This window comes from Streptomyces malaysiense, from assembly GCF_000980885.2.
Lineage (GTDB): Bacteria > Actinomycetota > Actinomycetes > Streptomycetales > Streptomycetaceae > Streptomyces > Streptomyces malaysiense.
Genome location: NZ_LBDA02000087.1, coordinates 1 through 13,352, shown reverse-complemented (window position 1 = coordinate 13,352; position 13,352 = coordinate 1). Strand labels below are relative to the sequence as shown.

Here is a 13,352-nt window from a genome sequence, read left to right as displayed (position 1 = left end):
GATCGAGCACGCGGGGCCGGGCCGTGGTGGTCACGCGTTCTCCTCCTTCGGGGTGTGGCAGTCGATCCACTCCTCGGCGCACACCTTGTGGACGGGCTTGCCGTTGTCGGAGCGCAGCGGGGTGGGCTTGGTGCAGAGCACGCACGGCTTGTCACCGGAGGAGTCGAAGTGGTCGGCAGAGCGCCAGTCGAGGAGAGCCATGGCGGTCACCTCCCGGCGCGGGCGAGGCCGGCGGCGGGGAGGGTGTGGCCGGTGCCCTTGCAGGTGGGGCAGGTGACGGTGAGGGTGGCGCGGGTGCCGTCGGTGTGGCGGGTACCGGTGGTGATGGCGGCGGTGGCGAAGCCGTCGCAGTCGCGGCAGACGGGCGTGTTCCGGGCGCGCTGGGGCATGATGGGGTCTCCCTTTCGGGTCCGTTGGTTCTGGAATGGGGTGCAGGCGCCCGGAGCGGCGGAAGTTTGGCGACCGAGGCCGCTCCGGGGGCCGTTCAGCGACGGCGGTTGCGACCGCGCGGGATGGGCGGGATGGAGTCGTAGGACTCCTGGCCAGCGCGGAAGTCGCTGAGGTCCTTGACGTCCTTGTCGTTGCCGACCTGCCGCATGATCCGGTTCATGGCCCTGGTGTCGCGGTGGCGTCGGGCGATGGCGTACTCGCGGCCGAGCTCGACCATCTCCTCATCGCGGGCGGGCTCGGAGTTCGACTTGCGGCTGAAGATGCCCATGTCAGCGGCCCTTCTGGTTGTTGACGAGCGAGCGAAGGACGACGGCGGTTACCGCGACGGACATGCCGGTGATGGCGACCGCGAGGAGCATGGAGACCAGGACCGTGCCGACGACCAGGACGACGGCGGTGCCGCCGCCGACGAGGGCGAGCGTGGTGCCGGGGGTGAGCTGGATCGTGGGCCGGTTCGAGGCCGGAGCCGGGGCCGGCGTCGGCGTGGTGCTGGCCGGGGTGTGGTCGGGCGTGGGCGCCGGGGCCGGGACGGAGACGGGGGCGGTGTCCGGGGGCGGGTATTTCGGGGTGAACACGGGGTCTTCTCCTTCTCTCAGGCGGTGCAGCGGTGGGTGCGGGCGGAGAGTTCGGCGGCGGAGCGGTCGCGGTGTTCGGTGGAGAAGCCGCAGCCGGGGGCGGTGCAGGCGGCGGTGTGTCGGGTCTGGCCACGGCCGTTGTTGAAGGTGCCGACCTCGACCGGGCCGATGCGGATCACGTTGTAGAAGCGGTTCGGGCGCACAGGGTTCACCTCCCTTCCAGGTCAGGTGAGTTGGAGTTGCGCGGCGATGGCTTGGCAGGTCGGGGCGGGCAGGCCGAGCCGGGCGGTCAGCGTTTCGGCGGTGATCTGCTCGCCCGTCGAGTTGCGGTGTGCGTCAGCGATCGAACGGGCGTGGTTGAGCAGCGCCGGGGGCACGGCCGGGGTGTCCACGGGCGGCTTGGGCAGTGCCGGGGTCAGCTCTGGCACCGTCTCCGAGGCGGGTTCCGGGTCGGGGATGTCGGTGCGGTGCATCTCGACTTCCGGCGCCGCCGGCTCCTCGTCTTCCTCGCCCGGCTCCTGCTCCGAGGTGGCCGGGGTGGGGGCGTGGACGAGGAGGGTGCCGCCGAGGAACGCGAGAGCAGGCCAGCCGGCGACGAGGATGCGCAGCCAGGCGGGCACATGACCGAGATCGAGGAGGCCGGCGGTGGCGACGTTGGCGCCGAGCGAGGCGGCAAGGGCGATGGCGAACCAGGTCCAGGACGAGCGGTCCCGGCCGGCGCGCAGCCGACGCCAGGCGGCGACCAACAGCAGGTCGACCGAGACCGGATACGCCCACGCCTTCCATCCGGACTGCCCAGCCGCCGCAGCCAAGTCGTGCAGGTGCGCGAAGGACAACGCCCCGGCGATCACGGCTTGGACGAGGACGGCATCAGGGCGGATCGAACGCGGCACGGTGATCACTCCCCGCCTGCGAGGGCTTCGCCGGTTCCCAGGCAGGTCAGGCACAAGGCGGCCTGCCGGTTGTCGGTGGCGCGGCCCTTGCGAGCGCCGACGCGGACGGTTTCGCTGGTCTCGCCCTTGCCGCCGCAGTCCGGGCAGGGCACCGGCTTGCGCTTGGCGTTCTTGCGCGTGGCCATGACGGATTCCCCCTTCTCAGTCCGTGACCGGGCGCGGCTTGACCAGCGACGGACCCGACACCGGGGCATCGGCGGGCACGTGCGGGCGGTACGGGTCGAGGGCGGGCAGGTCGGGGACGAGGTGGGCGAACTGCCGGCAGACCGCCACGACTTCATCGCGGGAGGTATGCGGGGTGCGGATCTTCGACCAACCCCCGGAGGAGTCGGCGGCAACCGCCGTACCGGGACGCTCCGCCGGGATCAGACCGGCGGCCACGACCGCATCCGGCGCCACGTCGGCAAGACCCATCTCGGCGGTCTGCTTGTCGTTGACCCGGTGCACCACACGGCCGGTGAGCTGCGCGCGGAGCATGGTCGCGCCCTTGCCCAGCTCGGAGCCGAATCGCTGCCCGCACACCTCCAGGTAGATCCCGACCGCGCGGGCCATCTGCGCGAGCCGGATCAACGCGGTGACGATCCGCTCCCGCCGCTCCTCGTCCTTCCGGGAGGAGATCAGGAACAGTTCCGCCACCTCGTCCACCAGGACGACGACCGGCACCGGCCGTAACTCCTCGGCCAGGTCCCACATGTCCGAGACGCCGTGCTGGCTCAGCAGGTCGAAGCGGGCTTCCATCTCCGACACCAGCACGTCCAGCAGCGAGGCCGCCTCATCCGGCGTGGTGACCAGGGCCGACAGGCGACGCGCGTACGCCGACTGTTCGACACCGCGCTTGCAGTCGACCCCGACCAGGGCCACCGGCAGCTTGGCCAGGCCCTTGATCAGGTTGCGCTGGTAGACGGACTTGCCCGAGTTGTTCGCCCCGAGCGTCAGGGCCATAGGCACCTTGCGGAAGTCCCGCACGAACGCGGTGCCGTCCTCGCGCAGCGCCACCGGAACGGCCAGACCGTCGGGGCGGGCCGTGCGGGGCATCCGGACGCGACGCAGCACGTCATAGCCGGTCATGCGGAGCTGCACGAAGCCGGGCTTGGTCTCGGCGATGGTCACCGAGTGGACACCCCAGGCGTGCCGCAGCCGCTCCGAGGCGGCCACCAGGTCGGCCGGTTCCAGGCCGGCAGGAAGCCGCAGCGTCACCCGCATCCCCGTCGACGTACCCCGCACCCCGCGCACCTTCGGCGGCACCGGCAGCACCTCACGCCGGGCCACGTTCCGGGTGAGGAACGCCCGCAGACGGGAGGGCTGGACCGTCAGCCCGCACACGTCCATCGTGGAGCGGTAGGTGACCGTGAACCGGCCCCAGGCCACCGGCAGGCCGACCAGCGACCAGTACACGCGCGGCGCGCGGACCTTCGCGACCCCGAGACCGCCGGCCCCCGCGAGGGCACCCGTGGCCTCCAGCACCATGGACAGATCCGTCATGGTCAGGCCGCCGAAGTGATCGCGACCGCGCGGAACGAGATGCCGTGCCGCTTCTGCCCGTTGAACTCGTTCTCCCAGTCCCGCGCCTTCAGGCCCACCACCTTGACCGGCATGCCCGGCGCCAGACCCTCCGAGAACCCGGTCTCCGGGATCGTGACCTGGTAGAGGTTCCCCTCCCCCTCGTCCGAGACCAGCAGGCCCACCGTCGACAGCGGCGCCCCAGTCTCACGGTCCATCGCCCGCTCACCCGTCTTCGCGTTGGCCAGCTTCGGCGTCGGCGCGGTCGCCACGAACACCACAGCGGTCGAAAGGTCGATCTTGAACGACGGCATAGCTGCCCCCTCATCCTTGAGGCCGCTCCCTTGTAAGCAACCTCTCTAGAGATGACTCCATAGAACTTCACCTCTCTAGAGATGTCAACACATCTCTAGAGAGGTTTCGGATGGGCTACAGAGGCGAGCCGCCGGTTGGGGCGAACGTGCGATCGCCCCTAAGGTGTCTAGAGAGGAAAGGAGGGATCACATGGCCACCCAGGGCAGCGGACGCCAGCCGAAGTACCAGCGCATCGCGGACGAACTGAGGGAAGCGATCCAGGCCGGCGAGTACGGCCCAGGTGATCGGCTACCAGGAGAGAACGACCTCATGGCCACGTACGAGGTGGCCCGCATGACCGCCCGGCAGGCGCTCGGTGTGCTCCAGAACGAGGGTCTTGCCGAGTCCCGCAAGGGCGCTGGCGTGTTCGTCCGCGCCTTCAAGCCGCTCAGACGGCGAGGCATTCAGCGGCTGTCCCGCGATCAGTGGGGTTCGGGACGGTCCATTTGGTCGGCGGACATCGAGGACCGCACCTTGGTGGTCGACCAGGTGCAGGTCTACGAGGCGGCATCACCCGAACGGATCAGTCAGGTACTTGGCGTCGAGGCCGACGCACCCGTGTGCGTGCGTAGCCGCCGCTTCGTCCTGGATGACAAGCCCGTCCTGCTGTCCACGTCCTACCTGCCTGCTGATCTTGTAGCGGGTTCGGCGATCACCCAGGAGGACACCGGACCCGGCGGGACGTATGCCCGGCTGGCCGAGCTTGGCTACAAGCCCGTGCACTTCCGCGAGGAGATCCGGTCCCGGATGCCGTCTCAGGAGGAGGCGAGCCGCCTTCAGCTCTCCATGGGGACGCCTGTGATCATGATTTGCCGCACGGCGTTCGCGGACGAGGGGCGCCCGGTCGAGGTGAACGAAATGACTCTCGACTCCGCCGCCTACGTACTGGAGTATGACTTCGACGCCTGATTAGCCGGCCCAGGTCCGGGCATCTCGCGCCACGCTGTAGATACGCGCAACCTGGTCAGGCGGGAGCGTCGGCGACAGTCCAGATAGGACCCGACCGAGGTGTTCGACCGCCAGGACGAGCACCGGCGGGTTAGCACCCTTGACCGTGAGTTTCGCCGCGTGCACCACGGAGATCACGGGGCGGACGGGAACGTCGACTCCACAGCGCGCGGACAAGGCCCGCGAGACACGCCGGGCCTCGGATTGGCTGGCCGCGATGTGACGGGTCGGGGAGCCGTTCACCGTGACGGCGGTATCGCCGTACCAGACGGTCTTCCCGCGGTGCCGCTTGGAGTTGATGGAGAAGACGCCGGCGGGACCGATGGCAAGGTGGTCGATGTCCGCACCGCTCGGCCATTGGATCGCGTGGAGGGTGAACCAGCCACGGCGGCGAAGCTTGCTCAACTGGCGTCCAGTGAGGCGTTCCCCGGTGAGCCCGTCCGCCCAACTACGGATGTCCGAGCCGGGGCGCCGGCGGTCGATCAGCCTCAGCACCGGGTTCGGCTGTAACTCCCGGATCTTGCGGCGCACCGCGTCGCCCGGCCTGTTCCGTGCCAAGTCATCCGGTAACGGCTGCACCCTGCCCCCTCGCGCGTGCCCTCTGATCCCAGACCACCACGGAGGAGTGAGCAGCGCCAAGAACCGTATCGGCCATGAGCTGTTACAGGTTTCTCTACCTCATCAAGCCCCGGCTGCGCTCCGCTCCGCCGGGCGCGCTTCCCGGCGCCGCTCCGGGCGCCGCTCCTGCCTCCGGCCCGCTCCGCCCACGCTGCGCCGACGCGCGCCCACATGTGGATAGGGCCGGTAGCCATGAGTCGATCACCGCATAGAGCGGCGCGCGGTCAAAGACGATGCCTCCGGCGGGGGATCGGCCGGCACCGGGATGGAGGGGGCGCCGTCGCCGACTGCGGGCACGTTGGGGCGTGCGCGGGGAGCTCCCATCCCGTCCGCCATCGACCCAGGCAGAGCCGAGCAGACGCGGCCCAGGGCGTCAAGGTCGTTCGTACAGTGGCGCGCTCCACCTTGACGCCCTGAACCACGCCTGCTCCACGGTGTGTGGGTCGACGGCGGACGGGATGGGAGCTGGGGAGAGTGGTGGGCTGAGGAGGGATGATGCCGTCATGTCAGATGAGCCGAGGCGTTCCCTCAGCGAGCTTCGTCAGGGCGAGATCGTCCGGGCAACGATCACCAGCCACGAACCATGGGGCCTCATGGCGGAACTCAACGACTACGAACCCGTGGGTGCCTCACTGGACCTGATTCGCCGCAAGAGCGAGCCTGGAGTGAAGCGACTCGCCCAGGAACTGCCCCCTGTGGGGACGACCATTGACCTCGTCGTAGGCGAAGTGCGTACGTGGCACCGCGAGCCTTGGATATGGGTGGATCTCACGGCACTCGGCCACGGTGAACGCTGAATGGGCTGATCTGTCAAGAGGTGCCCTGACACCTGACACCAACGGCTGACACCAACAAGCGCGGACAGCAACGGTCAGTCCCGCCTCCAGGCGGACGATCATTCGAGGCCGCAAGCGAGTTGATAGATGCCGTCAGTGACCCGTGATCGACCTGATAAGGATGAGGCCACAGGTTCAAATCCTGTTAGCCCCACCAGCACGAAGACCTCCAGTCATCAACGGCTGGGGGTCTTCGGCGTTCCGGCGCGGTTCCTCGGGTCGAGGCGAACACCGCAACTGCTGTCCCGGACAAGGACATCGGGCCGCCGGAAGTACCGACGGCGGCGGGAACACTCGGGGGGCTCGTGGAGATCGTGGAGCGGGAGCTGACCGAGCCCTGGGAGGGGCTGCTGGCCTCCCCCGTGGGCGGCGGCACGGCCGGGGCGCTGGTGCTGGCCGGGTCCAGCGGGCGGGTCATGCGGGAGCGGGCACGCCTGCTCGCCCGGCAGGGGATCACCGCGCTGGCGATCCGCTGGTTCGGCGGGACCGGGCAGCCACCGGGGATCTGCGAGGTCCCGCTGGAGACCTTCACCGCCGCCGTCGGCCTGCTGCGCGGCGCGGGGGCACGCCGCGTCGGTGTGCTCGGGGTGTCCAAGGGGGCGGAGGCGGCCCTGCTCACGGCCGTGCGCGACGACCGGGTGGACCTGGTGGTCGCCCTGTCGCCCAGCCCGCTGGTCTGGTGCAACGTCGGGCCCGGCCGGGACGGGGCCGACCGCCCGTACCGTTCGTGCTGGACCTGGCGGGGGCGGCCGCTGCCCTTCGTGCCGATGGACGACTCCTGGACGCCGGCCGAGCCGCAGGGCGAGCCCGTCGCCATCCGGGGCTGGTACGAGCGCAGCGAGCGGACCTTCGCCGGTCTGCTGCCGGCGGCGGAGATCCCGGTCGAGGAGGCGCGGGCCGAGCTGATCCTGGTCGCGGGCGGCGACGACGCGATGTGGCCCTCGGGGCCCTACGCCGAACGGCTGGCCGGGCGTCGCCGCGCGGCCGGGGCCGGCGTCCGTCTGATCTCCCGCGCCGACGCCGGCCACCGGCCCCGCTTCCCCGGCGAACCTCCCTCGCCGCCGTCCTCGGCCTTCCGGTACGGCGGCACTCCGGAGGCCGACGGGCTGCTCGGCGCGGCCGCCTGGCCGCACATCCTGGACGCGCTGCGGGGCTGAGGGGCTACTTGGTCACCTCCGCGGACTTGTAGGAGGTCGACCCCGGAGCCGCGCAGACGAACCAGTTGGCGGTGGGGAAGCCGCGGACGGACCGGATGACGGCGTCCGAGGGGCGGATCGGGGTGTTGGCGGGCGCGAGCTCGGCCGTGGTCGCGCTGCCGTCCTTCCAGTGGCAGGTGACCTGGCGTGCCGTCGTGGCCACCATGCCGACGACCAGGCTCTGGGCGTCGGAGTCAGGGGTGAGGGGCTTGGTGAAGACGTTGATCCCGGTGCCTTTCGGGCTGGGCAGGCCGGCGACAGTGTCCGAGGTCACCAGCCGGAACCGGGCGCTTTCGCCGCCCTTCTCGAAGGCGCGGATGAAGAAGTAGGTCGTCTTGCCGATCAGGTCGGAGGGGCTGCCCGACGTCACCGGGGTGAAGCCCCAGTCCGCCATGGCCTTCATCTGCCGGACGGCCTCGCCGCGGTCGCGGGGCGCCGGCCACACCTGGACGTTCACGCTCCACGTCCCGCCGTCCCGGGTGCCCTCGCCCACCGTCGACATCACCGGCTCGTACACCAGGGGCCGGTCGGCTCCCGTGCCCGCGGGCGATGCCGAGCCGCGGTCGGGCAGCTCGTTCACCGCTGTCACCGTGCCGCACGTCAGCACCGCGGCGGCCGCGGCCACCGCCGCCGTCAACCGCCGTGCCCGGCGCCGCCGTCCGCCCCTCACGACCGCCGTGACGGGCGCCGCACCGGTCTCGATCTCCCGCGCCGCGTCCGCGAGGAGGAGCGCGATCCTGTCCTGTGCCATGCCGTGCCCGTTCCCGTCCGTGTTCGTCATGCCCGACCTCCCTGCGGGACCGCGTCGGCCAGCGCCGGGATGAGGCGCAGCTTCGCTATGCCCTTGGCCGTGTTGCTCTTGACCGTGCCGACGGAGCAGCCCATCGCCTGTGCGGTCTGGGTCTCCGTCAGGTCCTCCCAGTAGCGCAGGACCACCGCCTGGCGCTGCCGCGCGGGCAACTGGGCGAGCGCCCGGAGCAGCACCTCGCGGTCGACGGCCCGGGTGATCCGGTCGCTGTGGTCGGCCTCCTCGCGCACCAGGCCGGAATCGTCCTTCGGCGCCAGGAACTCCTTGAGCCTGCGCCGGTGCCGGCGGGCGTGCAGGTTGATCATCACGCGCCGGACATAGGCGTCCGGGTCGTCGGCCGTACCGACTCTGCGCCAGGCCGTGTAGGCCCGCTCCAACGTGGACTGGGCGAGATCCTCGGCGGAGTGCCGTTCCCCGGTGAGGAGGAAGGCCGTCCGCAGCAGCCGTGGCCAGCGGGCGGTCATGAATCTGCCGAACTCTTCGTCCCGGTCCTGCTTTCCGTCCCTCATGGACACCTCCTGAACACCTGAGAGAGTCCATGGACCGGGCGGATCGTTGCCTCGGGTCGCGCAGGGAAGGGCTCGGACGCCGAGGGTACGGGGGCATGAAAAGACCCGATCGCTGGCGACGGGGGATGCACCAGCGATCGGGCTATGGCCAAGGGTAACAAGGTTGTCGGTTGTGTGGAGCCAAGTCGGAGGGAAAAAAAGGAAGTTGGCCGATCAGTGGCCACACGGAGGGTCGTAGGACAGGCGTGGGAGGTACTCCTGCCACTTGGCGGGGGTGAGGACGTCCCGGGTGACCGAGCAGATGTGGTCGATGGCCGTGCCGGCGTCCAGGTCCCACAGGCGGACCGTGTCCTGGCCGCTGGAGACGCCGAGGACGCGGCTGCCGGGGCTGAAGGACAGGAAGGTGCCGGTCTTGGCGTTGGGCGTCATGGACTGGCCGATCGGGCGCGCCGCGGTGGGGTCGGTGACGTTCCACAGCCGGACCGTGTTGTCGTCCCCGCCGCTGGCCAGTGTGTTGCCGTCGGCGTCGAAGGTCAGCGAGGTGACCGCCTCGGTGTGGCCGGTGAGCGGTGCGCCCAGCGGCTCGGCCGCGGCCGGATCGGTGACGTCCCACAGCCGGACCGTGTCGTCGTCGCTGCCGCTGGCCAGTGCCCGGCCGTCCGGGGTGAAGGCCAGCGCGTTGACCGGGCCGGTGTGCCGGGTGAGCGGTGCGCCCAGCGGCCTGGCCGCGGCCGGGTCGGTGACGTCCCACAGCCGTACGGTGCTGTCCGCGCTGCCGCTGGCCAGGGTGTGCCCGTCGGGACTGAAGACGAGCGCGTTGATGTAGCCGTGGTGGCCGGTGAGCGGCGCGCCCAGCGGCTTGGCCGCGGCCGGGTCGGACACGTCCCACAGCCTGATGGTCCGGTCGTCGTTGGCCGTCGCCAGGGTGTGCCCGTCGGGGCTGAAGGCGAGGGCGTTGGGGCCCATGAAGCGGGTCCGCAGTGGCAGCGGCGGGCCGGGCCGGAAGGGGTGGGCAGGGTCGGCGACGTTCCACAGGTACACCTTCTGCTCGCTCGTGAGCACGGCCAGGGTGTCGCCGTCCGGGGAGAAGACGAGGGTGTCGGCGCCGTCGCCGCTCACGAACGGCAGGCCCAGCCGCACCGGCCGGCCCGGGTGCGCCACGTTCCACAGCCGCAGCCGCCCGTCGCGGGCGGTCGTGGCCAGGACGCGCCCGTCGGGGCTGAACGCCCCGCTGCGGCCGATCATGTCCGAGGTCGGGATCGACCACAGGCGCACCTTGGCGTCCCCGCTGCCGGTGGCGAGGGTGCGCCCGTCGGGGCTGAAGCCCAGCGCGTACATCTCGCCGCTGCTGCCCGCGAGGGGCTCGCCGATCTGCGAGGGGGCGGCCCGGTCACCGACGTTCCACAGGCTGGCCGTGCTGTCCGCGCTCGCGGCGGCGAGCCGCCCGCCGTCGGGGCTGAACGCCACCGACCAGACGGGCCCGGTGTGCCCGGTCAGGGGCGCGCCGAGCGGCTTCGCCGAGGCGGGGTCGGTGACGTCCCACAGCCGTACGGTGTCGTCCGCGCTGCCGCTGGCCAGGGTGCGTCCGTCGGGGCTGAACGCGACCGAGTGCACGATGTCCGTGTGGCCGCGCAGCACGCCCAGCGGGGCGGGCCGGCGCGGGTCCGTCACCTTCCACAGCCGGATCGTGTGGTCGTCGCCGCCCGCCGCGAGGGTGTGCCCGTCGGGGCTGAAGGCGACGCTGCGCACGGCCGCGGTGTGCCCGCGCAGCACGGCGAGGGCGGTGGGGTGCGCCGGGTCGGCGACGTTCCACAGCCGTACCGTGCCGTCCTCGCCCGCCGAGGCGAGGGTGTGCCCGTCGGGGCTGAACGCGATCAGATAGAGGGTGCCCGAGTGGCCGGCCAGGGGTGCGCCGAGGGCGGTGGGGCGGGCGGGGTCGGCGACGTCCCACAGCCGGATCGTGCCGTCGTCGCCCGCGCTGGCCAGCACCTTTCCGTCGGGTCGGAACACCGCGCTGCTCACCCAGCTGGTGTGCCCGGTCAGGGGCCCGCCGAGGGGGCGGGGCCGGGTCGGGTCCGACACGTTCCACAGCCGTACGGTCCGGTCGTAGCTGGCCGTGGCCAGGGTGTGGCCGTCGGGGCTGAAGGAGGTCAGGTAGACGGCGCCGGTGTGGCCGGACAGGGGGGTGGCCAGCGGCGCGTTCACGATGGAGATCAGCCTGCTGTACGTGCCCTTGTCGCCGGGGCGCAGATGGTGGGCGACCAGGTCCAGCTGGGCGGCGAGCGAGGGGTCGGTGCGCTGGACCCGGTCCGCCTCGGCGAGCACCTGTTCGAACACGGCGTCGTCGCGCTGCTGCCAGGCGATCACCGCGGAGCCGCCCGCGACCAGCGCGAGCACCACCAGGGCCGCCACCGCCGCCCGGCTCAGCCACACGGTGCGCTTGCGCAGCCGTACCGAGGCGGCCAGGAACTCCACCGCGCTGCGGGTCAGATAGGTGTCCCCCGCCGAGCGCGCCCAGGCGCGGGCCTGTTCGAGCCGCGAGCCCCGGTACAGCAGCGAGCTGTCCCGTTCCGAGTCCTCCCAGGACCGGCCGTCCTCCTCCAGGCGCTGGCGCAGCAGATGGTCGTTGCGGTTGTCGTCGATCCAGTGCCGCAGCCGGGGCCAGGCGTGCAGCAGCGCCTCGTGGGTGATCTCCACGGTCTCCGCGTCCAGCGTCACCAGCCGGGCCCGGACCAGCGCCTCCAGGGACTCCTCGGTCTTGCCGGGGTCCGAGGACTCCTGGGCCAGCTGCCGCCGGGTGCCGCGCCGCCGGGTGGCCACGGTGTCCTCGCCGAGCCGCACCAGGCGCAGCAGGAGCAGCCGGGCGGCCGTGCGGGCGGCGGGATCGAGCCCGGACCAGGCGCGTTCGGCGGTCGCGGCGACGGCGCCCTGGATGCCGCCCGCCGCGCGGTAGCCGGCCAGCGTCAGCTTCCCGGCCTTGCGGCGCTGCCAGGTGGCCAGCAGAGCGTGCGAGAGCAGCGGGAGCACGCCCGCGTCGTGCGCCCCGCGCGGGCCGTCGGCGCTCACCTCGCGCACGATCAGCTCGGCGAGGCCCGGCTCCAGCTCCAGGCCCACCGCCTTGGCCGGTCCGGTCACCGCGTCGCGCAGCTCCCCGCTGGTCAGCGGGGAGAGCACCATGTGCCGGTGCTGGAGCGCGTCGGCGAGTTCCGGGTAGCCGAGGCACTGCTCGTAGAAGTCGGCTCGTATGCCGAGCACGACCAGGACGGGGGCGGGTCCGGACGCGCCGAAGGGCGGGGTGCAGGAGGCGTGCAGCAACTGGATGAAGGTACGGCGCTCCGCCTCGTCGGGGCAGAGGGTGAACGTCTCCTCGAACTGGTCCACGATGATCACCGGCCGGACCCCCGGCGGCGCCTCCCGGCGCGCCCACGCCGTGACCGCGGCCCGTGCGCTCCGCACGGTCCGGGGCGCCTCGGCACCCGCGGTCACGGCGGCCTCCTGCCGGGCCGCGGCCGCCCGCTCGGCCGCGCGCGCCTCGGCGGCCACGGGGGCGAGATCGGGGATACGGCGGACCAGCTCGGCGAGCGGATCGGCGCCGGGCACCAGCTGGACGACGGGGGTGCGCCGCCCGGGTTCGCCGTCCGGCTGCGGGGCGAGCCCCGGGCCGGCCAGGGCGCCGCCCGCGATCGCCGGCACCAGCCCGGCGTTCAGCAGCGAGGACTTGCCCGCGCCCGAGGCGCCGACGAGCATCACCAGGCCGCCGGCGGGGCCCGCCGTGCGCAACTGGGAGATGATCGCGTCGGTGCTGCGCTCCCGGCCGAAGAACCAGCGGGCGTCCTCCTGCCGGTACGGCGCGAGACCCCGGTAGGGGCACACGCCGCCGGTGACGGGCGGGGCCTGGGCGGGCGGACGGCCGTTCTCCTCCGCGGGCGAGGCGGGCGGCGTGGCGCGGTCGCCCACCGGGTCGGCCAGCGCCCGCTCCCACTGACGCTGCCAGTGGGCGAGGTCGTACAGGCCCGTGGAGACCGGATGCGGGCGGGCACGGCGCGCCTCGGGGATCAGGATCTGGAGAACCGCCGCGAGGACGGCGAACTGGGCCGGCACGTTCTTCGCGCGCCGCCAGTCGCTGATCCGCTGTGCGGACACGCGCACCGGACGGCCGCGTTCGTCGACCCGCTGGAGCCGTCCGACCGCCTCGGCGACGCTTTTCAGGGGAGGGTTTCCGGCCTCCTTGTAGAGCAGCGCGAGGCGCTCGGCGAAAGCCGTGCGTGCCCCTGAGTCGGAACCCAAGGCCCCACCCCTCACTTCCCCCCGCCTGTGGACGTCCGGACCGGAAAACTCACCCTATACGGCTGACCTGCGGATAAGCCCCGCTCCGGAGACCAGGATCTCCTCCGTGGTGGCGACAAATGGCAGGATCGCAACCCCGGTAGCGGAACCGTCACACATCGTCCGGACAGGCCAACGGCCCGGCGCTCGGAGAGACACCCCCATGGCGTTGCACATTTTCGGTCGACTTCCATCGAAAGCCGCGAGCGGCCGGAGATCCGGCATCTGATCCGCCCCGCGCCCGGCGCCCCCCACCCCCCAGCCCCCCCACCTCCACAC

Annotated in this window: 16 protein-coding genes; 3 read left to right on the top strand and 13 right to left on the bottom strand. The window is 72.0% G+C overall.

The window, feature by feature from the left end:
• Positions 1–30 precede the first annotated feature (30 nt).
• From VT52_RS38245 to VT52_RS30305, 9 genes are all read right to left on the bottom strand, one after another.
• Entirely contained in the window at positions 31–201 is a 171-nt protein-coding gene (locus tag VT52_RS38245; RefSeq protein ID WP_167377756.1) for a hypothetical protein, read from the bottom strand.
• Positions 202–206: 5 nt separating this feature from the next.
• The gene (locus tag VT52_RS30340) at positions 207–389 is read right to left on the bottom strand and encodes a hypothetical protein (RefSeq protein ID WP_046418858.1); all 183 of its coding nucleotides are present in this window, start codon (positions 387–389) and stop codon (positions 207–209) included.
• A gap of 95 nt (positions 390–484) precedes the next feature.
• Positions 485–718 carry a hypothetical protein gene (locus tag VT52_RS30335; RefSeq protein WP_046418861.1) on the bottom strand — a complete coding sequence of 78 codons (234 nt, stop codon included), beginning with the start codon at positions 716–718 and terminating at the stop codon, positions 485–487.
• 1 nt (position 719) lies between these two features.
• Positions 720–1,025 (bottom strand): hypothetical protein, encoded by a 306-nt coding sequence (locus VT52_RS30330; RefSeq protein ID WP_046418863.1) that lies wholly within the window; start codon positions 1,023–1,025, stop codon positions 720–722.
• Positions 1,026–1,042: 17 nt separating this feature from the next.
• Entirely contained in the window at positions 1,043–1,228 is a 186-nt protein-coding gene (locus VT52_RS30325) for a mobile element transfer protein (protein ID WP_046418866.1), read from the bottom strand.
• A gap of 21 nt (positions 1,229–1,249) precedes the next feature.
• Positions 1,250–1,918, bottom strand: coding sequence for a DUF2637 domain-containing protein (locus VT52_RS30320; protein ID WP_046418898.1), 669 nt, complete (start codon positions 1,916–1,918; stop codon positions 1,250–1,252).
• A gap of 5 nt (positions 1,919–1,923) precedes the next feature.
• Positions 1,924–2,103: a hypothetical protein gene (locus VT52_RS30315; protein ID WP_046418868.1), complete on the bottom strand. Its 180-nt coding sequence runs from the start codon at positions 2,101–2,103 to the stop codon at positions 1,924–1,926.
• 16 nt (positions 2,104–2,119) lie between these two features.
• A complete protein-coding gene (locus VT52_RS30310) occupies positions 2,120–3,460 on the bottom strand; it encodes an FtsK/SpoIIIE domain-containing protein (RefSeq protein WP_046418870.1) in 1,341 nt (446 codons plus the stop codon).
• A 2-nt stretch (positions 3,461–3,462) separates the two neighbouring features.
• Complete coding sequence (locus tag VT52_RS30305; protein WP_046418872.1) at positions 3,463–3,792, bottom strand: SCO3933 family regulatory protein; 330 nt, start codon at positions 3,790–3,792, stop codon at positions 3,463–3,465.
• Between the two features lie 190 nt (positions 3,793–3,982).
• Here VT52_RS30305 and VT52_RS30300 point away from each other — a divergent pair, with 190 nt between their 5' ends.
• The gene (locus VT52_RS30300; protein WP_037661634.1) at positions 3,983–4,741 is read left to right on the top strand and encodes a GntR family transcriptional regulator; all 759 of its coding nucleotides are present in this window, start codon (positions 3,983–3,985) and stop codon (positions 4,739–4,741) included.
• On the opposite strand, the gene VT52_RS30295 is transcribed toward VT52_RS30300, so the two are convergent.
• On the bottom strand, positions 4,742–5,311 hold the full coding sequence (locus tag VT52_RS30295; RefSeq protein WP_240509938.1) for a nuclease-related domain-containing protein: 570 nt from the start codon (positions 5,309–5,311) through the stop codon (positions 4,742–4,744).
• A 590-nt stretch (positions 5,312–5,901) separates the two neighbouring features.
• On the opposite strand from VT52_RS30295, the gene VT52_RS30290 reads away from it, so the two are divergent.
• Both VT52_RS30290 and VT52_RS30285 read left to right on the top strand, forming a co-directional pair.
• Positions 5,902–6,195 carry a hypothetical protein gene (locus VT52_RS30290; protein ID WP_046418876.1) on the top strand — a complete coding sequence of 98 codons (294 nt, stop codon included), beginning with the start codon at positions 5,902–5,904 and terminating at the stop codon, positions 6,193–6,195.
• Between the two features lie 344 nt (positions 6,196–6,539).
• On the top strand, positions 6,540–7,391 hold the full coding sequence (locus VT52_RS30285) for an acyl-CoA thioester hydrolase/BAAT C-terminal domain-containing protein (protein ID WP_046418877.1): 852 nt from the start codon (positions 6,540–6,542) through the stop codon (positions 7,389–7,391).
• 4 nt (positions 7,392–7,395) lie between these two features.
• Here VT52_RS30285 and VT52_RS30280 read toward each other — a convergent pair whose 3' ends face one another.
• The 3 genes from VT52_RS30280 to VT52_RS30270 form a co-directional block, all read right to left on the bottom strand.
• Positions 7,396–8,211: a hypothetical protein gene (locus VT52_RS30280; protein WP_046418879.1), complete on the bottom strand. Its 816-nt coding sequence runs from the start codon at positions 8,209–8,211 to the stop codon at positions 7,396–7,398.
• A complete protein-coding gene (locus VT52_RS30275) occupies positions 8,208–8,747 on the bottom strand; it encodes a SigE family RNA polymerase sigma factor (RefSeq protein WP_046418882.1) in 540 nt (179 codons plus the stop codon). The genes VT52_RS30280 and VT52_RS30275 overlap by 4 nt, the downstream gene beginning before the upstream one ends.
• Positions 8,748–8,960: 213 nt before the next feature.
• Complete coding sequence (locus VT52_RS30270) at positions 8,961–13,034, bottom strand: WD40 repeat domain-containing protein (protein WP_046418883.1); 4,074 nt, start codon at positions 13,032–13,034, stop codon at positions 8,961–8,963.
• Positions 13,035–13,352 lie beyond the last annotated feature (318 nt).

Bases quoted from the DNA above. Each gene is read 5' to 3' on its own strand.
- VT52_RS30275 (WP_046418882.1), bottom strand. From the start codon at position 8,747: ATGAGGGACGGAAAGCAGGACCGGGACGAAGAGTTCGGCAGATTCATG.
- VT52_RS30290 (WP_046418876.1), top strand. From the start codon at position 5,902: ATGTCAGATGAGCCGAGGCGTTCCCTCAGCGAGCTTCGTCAGGGCGAG.
- VT52_RS30300 (WP_037661634.1), top strand. From the start codon at position 3,983: ATGGCCACCCAGGGCAGCGGACGCCAGCCGAAGTACCAGCGCATCGCG.
- VT52_RS38245 (WP_167377756.1), bottom strand. From the start codon at position 201: ATGGCTCTCCTCGACTGGCGCTCTGCCGACCACTTCGACTCCTCCGGT.
- VT52_RS30335 (WP_046418861.1), bottom strand. From the start codon at position 718: ATGGGCATCTTCAGCCGCAAGTCGAACTCCGAGCCCGCCCGCGATGAG.
- VT52_RS30310 (WP_046418870.1), bottom strand. From the start codon at position 3,460: ATGACGGATCTGTCCATGGTGCTGGAGGCCACGGGTGCCCTCGCGGGG.
- VT52_RS30305 (WP_046418872.1), bottom strand. From the start codon at position 3,792: ATGCCGTCGTTCAAGATCGACCTTTCGACCGCTGTGGTGTTCGTGGCG.
- VT52_RS30340 (WP_046418858.1), bottom strand. From the start codon at position 389: ATGCCCCAGCGCGCCCGGAACACGCCCGTCTGCCGCGACTGCGACGGC.
- VT52_RS30280 (WP_046418879.1), bottom strand. From the start codon at position 8,211: ATGACGAACACGGACGGGAACGGGCACGGCATGGCACAGGACAGGATC.
- VT52_RS30315 (WP_046418868.1), bottom strand. From the start codon at position 2,103: ATGGCCACGCGCAAGAACGCCAAGCGCAAGCCGGTGCCCTGCCCGGAC.